The 10,077-nt window shown below is 75.0% G+C and carries 11 protein-coding genes; 5 read left to right on the top strand and 6 right to left on the bottom strand.

Annotation, left to right across the window (positions count from 1 at the left end):
- Nucleotides 1-41: 41 nt before the first annotated feature.
- Together CRP30_RS01475 and CRP30_RS01470 are read right to left on the bottom strand one after the other, a co-directional pair.
- Entirely contained in the window at nucleotides 42-665 is a 624-nt protein-coding gene (locus tag CRP30_RS01475) for an ANTAR domain-containing protein (protein WP_097182198.1), read from the bottom strand.
- Between the two features lie 121 nt (nucleotides 666-786).
- The gene (locus CRP30_RS01470) at nucleotides 787-1,053 is read right to left on the bottom strand and encodes a mycoredoxin (RefSeq protein ID WP_097182197.1); all 267 of its coding nucleotides are present in this window, start codon (nucleotides 1,051-1,053) and stop codon (nucleotides 787-789) included.
- A gap of 163 nt (nucleotides 1,054-1,216) precedes the next feature.
- Here CRP30_RS01470 and CRP30_RS01465 point away from each other — a divergent pair, with 163 nt between their 5' ends.
- The 4 genes from CRP30_RS01465 to CRP30_RS01450 all read left to right on the top strand — a co-directional run bounded on the left by CRP30_RS01465 (nucleotide 1,217) and on the right by CRP30_RS01450 (nucleotide 4,454).
- Nucleotides 1,217-3,247, top strand: a complete 2,031-nt coding sequence (locus tag CRP30_RS01465; RefSeq protein ID WP_097182196.1) for an ATP-dependent DNA helicase UvrD2 — start codon at nucleotides 1,217-1,219, stop codon at nucleotides 3,245-3,247.
- Nucleotides 3,248-3,432: 185 nt separating this feature from the next.
- Nucleotides 3,433-3,738 carry a hypothetical protein gene (locus CRP30_RS01460; RefSeq protein ID WP_097182195.1) on the top strand — a complete coding sequence of 102 codons (306 nt, stop codon included), beginning with the start codon at nucleotides 3,433-3,435 and terminating at the stop codon, nucleotides 3,736-3,738.
- Nucleotides 3,739-3,882: 144 nt separating this feature from the next.
- Nucleotides 3,883-4,224 (top strand): WhiB family transcriptional regulator, encoded by a 342-nt coding sequence (locus tag CRP30_RS01455; protein ID WP_304528890.1) that lies wholly within the window; start codon nucleotides 3,883-3,885, stop codon nucleotides 4,222-4,224.
- Complete coding sequence (locus tag CRP30_RS01450) at nucleotides 4,221-4,454, top strand: putative WhiB-interacting protein (protein ID WP_097182194.1); 234 nt, start codon at nucleotides 4,221-4,223, stop codon at nucleotides 4,452-4,454. The genes CRP30_RS01455 and CRP30_RS01450 overlap by 4 nt, the downstream gene beginning before the upstream one ends.
- A 169-nt stretch (nucleotides 4,455-4,623) precedes the next feature.
- Here the strand turns inward: CRP30_RS01450 and CRP30_RS01445 are convergent, their stop codons facing one another.
- From CRP30_RS01445 to CRP30_RS22630, 3 genes are all read right to left on the bottom strand, one after another.
- On the bottom strand, nucleotides 4,624-5,946 hold the full coding sequence (locus CRP30_RS01445; protein ID WP_235003107.1) for an ABC1 kinase family protein: 1,323 nt from the start codon (nucleotides 5,944-5,946) through the stop codon (nucleotides 4,624-4,626).
- A gap of 72 nt (nucleotides 5,947-6,018) precedes the next feature.
- Entirely contained in the window at nucleotides 6,019-7,149 is a 1,131-nt protein-coding gene (locus tag CRP30_RS01440; RefSeq protein WP_097182193.1) for a ThiF family adenylyltransferase, read from the bottom strand.
- Between the two features lie 168 nt (nucleotides 7,150-7,317).
- Nucleotides 7,318-7,470 (bottom strand): DUF5679 domain-containing protein, encoded by a 153-nt coding sequence (locus CRP30_RS22630; RefSeq protein ID WP_012950213.1) that lies wholly within the window; start codon nucleotides 7,468-7,470, stop codon nucleotides 7,318-7,320.
- Nucleotides 7,471-7,880: 410 nt separating this feature from the next.
- Here CRP30_RS22630 and CRP30_RS01435 point away from each other — a divergent pair, with 410 nt between their 5' ends.
- On the top strand, nucleotides 7,881-8,582 hold the full coding sequence (locus CRP30_RS01435) for a M48 metallopeptidase family protein (protein WP_235003106.1): 702 nt from the start codon (nucleotides 7,881-7,883) through the stop codon (nucleotides 8,580-8,582).
- A gap of 58 nt (nucleotides 8,583-8,640) precedes the next feature.
- Here the strand turns inward: CRP30_RS01435 and CRP30_RS01430 are convergent, their stop codons facing one another.
- Nucleotides 8,641-10,008 carry a zinc-dependent metalloprotease gene (locus CRP30_RS01430; RefSeq protein WP_097182192.1) on the bottom strand — a complete coding sequence of 456 codons (1,368 nt, stop codon included), beginning with the start codon at nucleotides 10,006-10,008 and terminating at the stop codon, nucleotides 8,641-8,643.
- Nucleotides 10,009-10,077: the final 69 nt, after the last annotated feature.

Below are 10,077 nucleotides of genomic sequence, written 5' to 3'. Positions count from 1 at the left end.
ACGATCGGTGAGGGCCTGCGGGCCGAGCGGCTCCGGTCGGGTCAGGAAACGCCGTCCGCAGCGGTCACGACAGGTGGCACGTTCGCGGGACGCCGGGCCGACGGTGCCACGGCGACGACGACGGACGGCGGACGGACGCCGGGCGCGGCCAGGGACCGGCCGCCCGGGGCCGGTGGAGCCGGCGGCGTCGCCGGGGGTGCCGTCGCGGCGCCGAGGCCGTCGAGCACCTCGCGCGCGAGCTCCGCCACGGGCCGCCCCTGCGAGCGGGCGTCCCGGCGCAGCGCCTCGAACGCCGCCCGGGCGTCCGTGCCGTGGCGTTCGGCGAGGACGCCGATGGCCCGCTCGGTCGACACCCGTGCGGCCAGGGCGTGCTCGAGCTGCGCGACCGTGCGCTCGAGCTCGGCCACCCGTGCTGCGGCGGGGTCGATCGGTTCCGCCGGCGCCGTCGCCGTTCCCCGGGCGGACCGGCGGGCCGTCCGGTCGGGCTCCGTGAGCACGCCGAACTCCTCGGCGACGATGTCGGCGAGGGAGAGTCCCTCGACCAGGTCGCCGGCGGCCTCGCTGCCCGCGGGCGACTGCACCGACCAGCCGCGGGGGGTGCGGGTGAGGGCGACCGGCGGGGCCGGGCACGCGCCGGTCGACGACGTCTCGGGAGCCGGGATCACGGCGGCGGCCTCCCTCGACGTGTCCGGGACCGGCCGCCCGGTGGCTTCGGTGCCGCGGTCACGGCCCTCTGCGGGGCGATCATGCCCTGCCGAGGGCCGGGGACCGGGGATCACCTGCTGCTCACGCCTCCGGCACGGGGCCCAACTGGGCCCTGACCTGGTCGATGGTGGGATTGGTGAGGGCGACGCCGTCGGCGAACAGCAGGGTCGGCACCGTCCGGTTGCCCCCGTTGGCCTTCATGACCAGCTCCGCGGCCTGGGCGTCGTGCTCGATGTTGACCTCGTCGAACGCGATCCCCTCGCGCTGCATCAGCTTCTTGAGGCGCACGCAGTAACCACACCAGTCAGTGGTGTACATGGTCACGGGGGCCGTGGGGGTCGACGTCATCGAGGGGGATCCTCCCTGGTAGCTCCGGGACGGTCCACCCCCAGGAGGGGTGGCCGGTGTGCAGGACTGTCAACGCCCGTCCCCTGGGGATGCTTCCCCGGGGCGTCCCTCCCTGCTGAGAGGATCAGGGCGCACGTGGACCGCGACCCGGAGGGAGGCGACGATGACGCAGGTCGGAGCCGTACGACCCGGCGCCGAGCCGGCCTCCCGGGCGGAGGCCGTGCTCGCCGCCCTCGACGACGAGCAGCGCGAGGCGGCACAGGCCGTCGTCGGGCCGGTGTGCATCCTCGCCGGCGCGGGCACGGGCAAGACGCGCACGATCACCCACCGCATCGCCTACGGCGTCCATTCCGGGGTGTACGTCCCGGAGCAGGTGCTGGCCGTGACGTTCACGGCCCGCGCCGCCGGTGAGCTGCGGGGGCGACTGGCCGCCCTCGACGTCGGCGGAGTGCAGGCCCGGACCTTCCACGCGGCGGCGATGCGGCAGCTGCGCTACTTCGCGCCCCGGGTGCTGGGCGGCCCGATGCCGTCGCTGGTCGAGAACAAGCTCCGCCTGGTGGCCACGGCGGCCTCGCGGTCGCGGCTGTCCACCGACCGCACCAGCCTGCGCGACCTGGCCAGCGAGATCGAGTGGGCCAAGACCACGCTCGCCACGCCCGACGACTACCCCGCGCGGGCCAAGGCGGCCGGTCGGGAACCGCCCTTCGAGGCCGCGGCCGTCGCCGCCGTGTACGCCAGCTACGAGTCGGCCAAGCAGCGCGACGGTGCGCTGGACTTCGAGGACCTGCTGCTCGTCACCGCCTACGCCATCGAGGAGCACCCGGCGGTGGCGCGCGAGGTGCGGGCCCAGTACCGCCACTTCGTCGTCGACGAGTACCAGGACGTCAACCCGCTGCAGCAGCGGCTGCTCGACGCCTGGCTGGGCGGGCGGGCCGAGGTCTGCGTCGTCGGCGACCCCAACCAGACCATCTACTCCTTCACCGGCGCCGACCCCGACTACCTCCTGGGCTTCGCCGACCGCTATCCCGACTCGGCCGTCGTCAAGCTGGAGCGCGATTACCGGTCCACCCCGCAAGTGGTCGGCCTGGCGAACCGGCTGATCGGGCAGGCGGCCAAGCGCAAGGGCCTGCCGGGTCTCCGGCTGCTGGGTCAGCGTCCGGACGCCGGCGAGCCGACCTTCGTCGAGCACCCCGACGAGCCGGCCGAGGCGGCCGCGGTGGCCGCCCGGTGCAAGGCGCTGATCGACTCCGGGATGCCGGCCGCCGAGATCGCGATCCTCTTCCGGATCAACGCCCAGTCCCAGGTCTACGAGGCGGCGCTGGCCGACGTCGGCGTGCCCTACGTGCTGAAGGGCGGCGAGCGGTTCTTCGAGCGGCCCGAGGTGCGGGAGGCGGTGCTGCTCCTGCGGGGCGCCGCCGCAGGCGGGAGCGACCCGGGCGCCCTGGTGCCGACGGTCCGCGACGTGCTGGCGTCCGTCGGCTGGGCCGAGCACCGCCCGCCCGCCGGAGGAGCGGCCCGCGACCGCTGGCAGTCGCTCGCGGCGCTCGTCGACCTCGCCGTCGACCTGGTCGCCGAGAACCCGGCCCTCGACCTCGCCGGCTTCGTGGGGCACCTCGCCGAGCGCGCGAACGCCCAGCACGCGCCGACCGTGCAGGGCGTGACGCTGGCGTCGATGCACGCGGCCAAGGGCCTCGAGTGGGACGTCGTCTTCGTGGTGGGCCTGGTCGACGGCGTGGTGCCGATCGCCCAGTCGCTGTCCCGGCCCGATGCCGTGGAGGAGGAGCGCCGCCTGCTCTACGTCGCGGTGACCCGCGCCCGGGAGCAGCTGACGCTGTCCTGGTCGCTGGGCCGCAACCCGGGGGCGAAGCGGGCCCGTCCGCGCAGCCGGTTCCTCGACGGCCTCGCCCCGGGGTCGAGCCCTACGGCGCCGGCGCCCGGGCGCCGGCCGGCGAAGCGGCAGAAGGTGGTCCTCGAGGGTGAAGCGGGGGAGCTCTTCGAGCGGCTGCGCGCGTGGCGCAGCCAGGCGGCGCAGTCGGCGTCGGTGCCGGCCTACGTCGTGTTCACCGACGCGACGCTGCAGGCCATCGCCGAGACGCGGCCTACGAACCTGATGGAGCTCTCCGGCCTGCCGGGCATCGGTGCCCGCAAGCTCGAGCTGTACGGCGAGGACGTGCTGGCGGCCGTCACGGGCTGAGCGGCCCCGGTCCTCCGGCGCTCGGACGCCGCGGACCGAACGGCTGTCCACGTCCTGGCGAAGTCGCGGTTAATTCGATTGACCCGCTCCGCGCCGGAGTCATAGTGTTCCCGCACACAAGAGCTCGACGCCCCGTGCTCCTGGCTGTCCAGCCAGGGCCGACACCGTGGAAGGAGGGGGTTCTCGTGATCAGCACCATGTGGACGAAGGCCCCCGCCGATCTCCTCGGCACGGGCGGCCTCGACGTGCGCCCGGTCTTCGGCCCGGGCCTGTGCACCGGTTCCCTCGAGAACCCGGCACTGCGCATCGCCGCGCCCTTCGCCCCGGTCCAGGGGACGGGTCTGCCCGCAGCCGCCATCGCGCTCCGCCTCCGCCCCGCCACGCGCCGGCCCATCGGCCACGACGTCGTGAACCCGGCCTACGAGAGCACGACCTTCGACAACAACGGCACCACCCTCGGGATCCACTCCTCGAGGAGACCGCAGAGCTAAGCGCTCGACCGGTCCTCCACGAGGCCGCGGAACCCGAACCCCGGGATCCGCGGCCTTCTTCTTTGTCCGCGACTCCCGACACCGACTTCCGGTCGGCGGGACACCGTCGGCCGTCGCAGACGACGAGAACGAGGAGGAGCGGCAGTGCAGCAGACGATCGACCGCCCGACGTCCCACCGCCGACCCGGGCTCCCCTGGACCGGGGGCTTCCCGCCGAGACGACCCGCGCCACTGGCTCCCGCGCCGGTGCGGCGTCCCCTTCCGTGCCGGGTCGAGGACCCGGAGCTGTGGTTCGCCGAGAGCCCGGCGCTGCTCGAGCAGGCCAAGGCGCTGTGTGCCGAGTGCCCGATCCGGACCGCCTGCCTGGCCGGCGCGCTGGACCGGGCCGAGCCCTGGGGTGTCTGGGGCGGCGAGATCTTCGAACGCGGCACCGTCATCGCCCGCAAGCGTCCGCGGGGCCGTCCCCGCAAGGTGGTCGCCGCATGAACGGCACCGAGCACGTCCCCCTGTCGCTCGGCAGGGGTCTGAGCACCCGTCCCGAAGGAACTGCCATGTACATGCTCGAGCACGAGCTGGCCCAGAGCAGAATGAGCGAGATGCAGGCGGAGGCCGCAGCGGCTTCCCGAGCACGTCGTCTCTACCTGGCCCGCCGCGCGGCTCGTCGCGCGGAGCGTGCGGTGCGTCGCGCCGCCCGAGCCAGCGCAGCCGTCTACTGAGTGATCTGTGCTCCTCCGGAGCACACCGCGGCCAGGAGCCGTCCCCCGATGGCGCGGAGCCCTCCGTCGCGCCATCGCGGGACCCTCCGGGCCCCACTCGGCACGACACAGCCAGACGACGGTCAGTCGCGGCTGCGCGGAACCCTCCGGGTCCCACTCGCCGCGACTCTCACTCCACGAAGCCGGGGAGCCATTCCTCGAGGACGCCGCGGAAGTCGCCCGCCGCGTCGAGCTGGCAGAGCACACCGATGGAGCCGATCGTCACCCGGTGGATGAGCAGGTACGCCGGAGGCAGGTTCAGCTGGCGGCCGAGCCGGCTGGCATCCGACCGCGGGTCGGCGATCCGCGCCGCCTGCTCCTGCATCCACGCGCGGGTGAAGTGGAAGTGCTGCTGCGCGATGGGGTCGAGCATCGGGCGCAGGAAGTCGTGCACCCCCTGGGCGTCGATCTCCACGTTCGGCCGGACGAACCCCTCGGCCCGCAGGTCGGCCAGCACCTCGTCCGCCTTGCCGGCCAGGGCCCAGCGCAGCAGCCGGCCGATGGGCTCGGGATGGCCGTCGGGCAGCCGGGCGGTGGCCCCGAAGTCGATGACGCCGAGCCGGCCGTCGGCCAGCAGCCGGAAGTTCCCGGGGTGCGGGTCGGCGTGCAGCATCCCGGCCCGCTGCGGACCGGAGAAGTGCAGGACGGCCAGCAGGTGACCGGCGCGGTCCCGCTGCTCACGGGTGCCGTCGGCGATTATCCGCGACAGCGGCGTCCCCTCCAGCCACTCCGAGACGATCACCTTCGGCGCGCTGGCCACCACCCGCGGGACGACGATCTGCTCGTCACCGGCGTAGGCGGCGGCGAACGCGCGCTGGGCGTCGGCCTCCAGCCCGTAGTCCAGCTCCTCGACGACCCGCGCCTTCAGCTCGGCGATCAGCGGCTTGACGTCCATCCCGGGGAAGAGCGCCGCGAAGAGCCGGGCGAAACGCGCCAGCTGGTTGAGGTCGGCCATGAGGGCGGTCGCCGCGCCCGGGTACTGGATCTTCACCGCGACGTCGCGGCCGTCGCGCCACGTCGCCCGGTGCACCTGGCCGATGCTGGCCGCGGCCGCCGGCTGGTCGTCGAACTCGGCGAACCGGGTCCGCCACGTGCCGCCGAGCTGCTGGGCCAGAACCGCGTGCACGGTGCGCACCGGCATCGGCGGGGCTTCCTCCTGGAGCTTCGTCAACGCCTCGCGATAGGGCGCCGCGACCTCCTCCGGGACGGCCGCCTCGAACACCGACAGCGTCTGGCCGAGCTTCATCGCCCCGCCCTTGAGCTGGCCCAGAACGGCGAACAGCTGCTCGGCCGTGCGCTGCTGCAGCTCCGCGGCGACAGCATCCGCGTCCCGGCCGGAGAGCCGCTTGCCCAGGCCGAGCGTGGCGCGACCGGCGGCCCCGAGGGGGAGCGACGCCAGCCGCGCGGTCCGGGAGACCGAGCCTCGTGGCATCACCGGTCCGTCGTCACTCACGCGTTCCTCCTCGCCGGCGGTCGCGCCCCCGTCAGGCGGCCCCGTGTCGTCTCGGTGAGCTCGTGAGCTCGGTCAGCCGCCCATTGTTCCCTGCCGAGGCCGTTCCGTGCCCGCGGGAGGGGGGACCGGGTCGCTCGCGGGGGTGGGCGGGTTGCCGGCGGTGGTGGACCCGGCTGCCCCGCACGGGCATCCGGCGTGCGGCGGCCAGCGGCGCACCCGTGGGCCGCTGTGCGGTGGGCGCAGCTCGACCGTCGCCTCCAGGACCCCCGGTGCCGCCGAGCCGTCGAGGAAGGCCAGCACCTGCAGAGCTGCCGTGGCCGCCGTGAGCAGGCAGGTGACCGTCGAGCCGCTCGCGGGCGGCTCGGCCGCGGTGAGCTGTGCGGCCAGGCGGGGCCAGCGCGGGTCGGCGTCCCTGCGGTGGAGGTCGGCGCAGTGCAGGCAGCTGGTGGCCCCGGGGACGACGAGCGGGCCGACCACGCCGGTCTGCCCCCGGACGGTGGCGACCAGGTGCGGAACCCCGGACCGCTGGAGCCCCGCGACCAGGGGGTCGGAGGCCGCCCACGGGCGGGCGAGCACCACCAGGTCGGCGACCGCATCGGTGGGCAGCGGCCGCAGGTCGGTGAGCGGGCTGGCCCGGCGGACCGCGTCGGCGGCGGCGAGGGCGCGTGGGCGTCCCTCGTCCTCGGCGGTGAGGCCGCCGACGACGGCGTCCCCCGCAGCCGTGAGGCCGGGGTCCCGGACCGTCACCCGGCCGACGCCGCTGGCGGCCAGCATCGCCGCCAGCGGGGTCCCGACCCGCGTGGCGCCGTCCACCACGACCGCCGCCTGCCGTCGGGCCCGCCAGCCGCCGGGCCGGGTCAGTGCGGTCGGCAGCTCCGCCGCGGTCCGGGCGGCCGCGGCGGGCCCGGTGTCGGAGGCGAGCAGGTCCGTCGCGTCGAGGTCGACGACGAGGCCGGCGTTCCGCAGACCGTCGAGGACCTGCGCGACGGTCTCGGGATCGAGGCCTGCGCGGGCGGCGTCGCCGAGGACCGTCCGCTGCGCCCGGCGGCCGTCCAGGCCGCGCAGCAGGGCCAGGACCGCGGCACCGTCGGGGCCGAGCACCAGCCCGTCGGCGGCATCGACTCCGCCCACCTGCACGGTGCCGTGCCCGTCGTGCAGGAGAGGGGTGGCGACGGGGAGGAGGGGGTGGACGGTGTCACTCACCCGGGCAGCGTCGCAGCGGCGGCCGGCCGCCGCTGCCGTCGTCCACAGGCCCCCGGACGACGAACGGCGGCGCCCCTGAGGGGCGCCGCCGTGGTGACGTGCTGGAGCGGCCGCCCTTCAGGGTCCCGCGCCGAGCGTGCGAGGCGTGGGGGGAAGGGTGGTGCTTCGTCAGGCCTTGCCGAGGATCCGGTTCATCTTGGTGCCGCAGACCGGGCAGGTGCCCTGTGCCATGCGGCGGCCGGACTCGCTGACCTTGACCTCGCCGTCGAAGTCGCGCTTCTCCTTGCACTTCACGCAGTAGCCGTTGTAGCTCTCCGCCACGGAATCTCCTCGAACTCGGGGTGCCTCGGCACGCGCCGGGCGCCGTTGGCCAGGGACGCTACCCGTGCCGACAGCCGGGCGGGGACCCGCGGTGGCGACGCCGGCCGGCCCGTCGCCGCTGTCCGGGCCGTCCCACCCACAGCCTGTGGACAACTCTGTGGAGCGCGTGGGGACCACTCGGCGTGTCCCTGTGCGCGGACCGGGGACACGACCGGGGACAAGTTCCCGGCGGAACCGCATCCCGCGCCGTCCACCAGCGGATTCGCCGGTATCAACACTGTGGACCGGCCACGGCGCGCAACCCTTGTCACCGGGTGGAGCGGCGGTCGTGTCCACCGTCCGTGCGACGTGCACCCGAGTGGGTGCCCTCGCGGAGGCGCGCTGTCCCCGCGGTGCCTTACGGTGCCTGCGTGCCCGGATCGACTCCCGACGCTGACGCGTACCCCGAGCCGATCGACCCGTCGTCCTCCACCGGCCGGGTCGGTCGCGCGGTGGCCGCTGCCCGGCCCCGGCGACCGGCGGACGAGAGCCCCGCGGGGCGTCCGGACCTCACCGGCGGTCCCGGCGACATCGGCGCCGTGGAGGTGCGTCGCAGCGCGCGGCGCCGTCGGACGGTGACCGCCTACCGGGAGAAGGGGCGCACCGTCGTCCTCATCCCCGCGGCCTTCAGCCCGGCCGAGGAGCGGCGCTGGGTGGCCCAGATGGTCGCGAAGCTGCAGACGCGCGAGGAGCGCCGCCGCCGCTCGCTGGGTGGCGACGACGAGCTCATGGTCCGTGCCCGGATGCTGTCGGCCGCCCATCTCGACGGGCTGGCGGAGCCGGTCAGCGTCCGGTGGGTGGACAACCAGAACCGCCGCTGGGGCTCCTGCACGCCGGCGGACGGGAGCATCCGGTTGTCGAGCCGGCTGCGGTCGATGCCGGAGTACGTCGTGGACTACGTCCTGGTCCACGAGCTGGTGCACCTGCTCGAGCCCGGGCACGACGCCAACTTCTGGGCGCTGGTCGCGCGCTACCCGCTCGCCGAGCGCGCCCGCGGCTTCCTGGAGGGCGTCGAGCTGGCCGCCACGGACGGCACCGTGCCCGACGGCGACTCCGCCGACCTCGTGGACTGAGGCCCCCTCCAGGGCACCGCCCCGAGCTGGCGAGGGGTGGGGAGGAGGGGGTCCTTTCTCAGCCCTCGCGCTCCCCGCCCTCGTCGTCGTCCGGCTTCTTCTCCGCGTCGTCGGCGGTGAGCGCGGCCAGCTCGTCGTCCAGGCCCTGCCGTGCCACGAAGTCCAGCGGCTCGTCGAGGTCGTCGGACGTCGGCAGCAGGTCGGGGTGCGACCACAGCCCGTCGCGTGCGTCCGACCCGTGCTGCTGGGTCATGGCGCCCCAGACGGTCGCCGCGTCGCGCAGCCGGCGCGGGCGCAGCTCGAGGCCGACGAGCGTGGCGAAGGTCTGCTCGGCGGGCCCGCCGGAGGCCCGACGCCGCCGCATCGTCTCGGCCAGCGCCGAGTGCCCCGGCAGCCGGTCCTTCGCGGCCTCGGCGACGACGGTGTCCACCCAGCCCTCGACCAGCGCCAGCAGGGTCTCGAGGCGGCGCAGCGCCATGTGCTGCTCGGGGGTCTCCTCGGGCTCGAGGACGCCGCTGCCCAGCAGCTGCTGGATGCTTTCCGGGTTGCTGGGGTCGATGCCCCCCTCCATCCCCGACATCGCCTCGGTGAGACCGCGCTCGATCGCCTCCCGGTCGATCGTGATCCCGCGGGCGTAGGCGTGCACCGCGTCCTGCAGCTGCTGCCGCAGCCACGGGACGTGCGCGAAGAGCCGCTGGGATGCCGCCTCGCGCAGCGCGAGGAAGAGCCGGACCTCGTCGGCCGGCCGGTCGAGGCCGGCCGCGAAGGCAGCAACGTTCTGCGGCACGAGCACGCCGACCCCCGCCGGCGCGAGCGGCAGTCCGACATCGGTGCTGGTGACGACCTCGTCGGCGAGCTTCCCCAGCGCCTGGCCGACCTGGGCGCCGAACATCAGCCCGCCCATCCTGCCCATGATCCCGGCGACCGGGCCGAAGGCCATCGCGGCCTCCTGGGGCAGCGCGCTGGTCATCGCCGCGACCACCTTCTCCGCCAGCGGGTCGATGAGCGCACCCCACGCGGGCAGCGTCTTCTCGACCCACTCGACCCGCGACCAGGCCGCCGTCCGGTCGATGCCCGACGGCAGCTCGGTCACCTGGTCCAGCCAGAGGTCGGCCAGGCGCAGCGACTCGGCGACCGCGGTCCGCTCGGCGTCCGACGACGGCTGGTGCCCCGCGGCGAGCTGGCTGATCGCGCCCTGGCGGGCCAGGTCCCAGTTCACCGGGCCGCCGGACCAGTTCATGAGCTTCTGCAGCTCGGCGAACAGCGGCATCTTGCCCATGACGTCCTCCGGCGAGCCGCCGCCGGCGATGCCGCCGAACAGGGCGCCGAGGCCGAAGGGGTCGCCGGCGGGGTTGCCCCCGGGGCCGGGTTCCCGGCGCTCGGGGTCGCGGTCGGACGGTCCGAAGCCGAACGGGACGTCACTCATGCGTCCACGGTAGACGCGTGATCTTCGCCGGGTGCGCACCTCCTTGCGCCCTGGGCGGACGGCATCTCC

The sequence above is a fragment of the Blastococcus haudaquaticus genome (genome assembly GCF_900230285.1).
GTDB classification, from domain to species: Bacteria; Actinomycetota; Actinomycetes; order Mycobacteriales; family Geodermatophilaceae; genus Blastococcus_B; species Blastococcus_B haudaquaticus.
The sequence above is the reverse complement of the archived record's forward strand: the minus strand, read 5'-3'. Positions and strand labels throughout refer to the sequence as shown.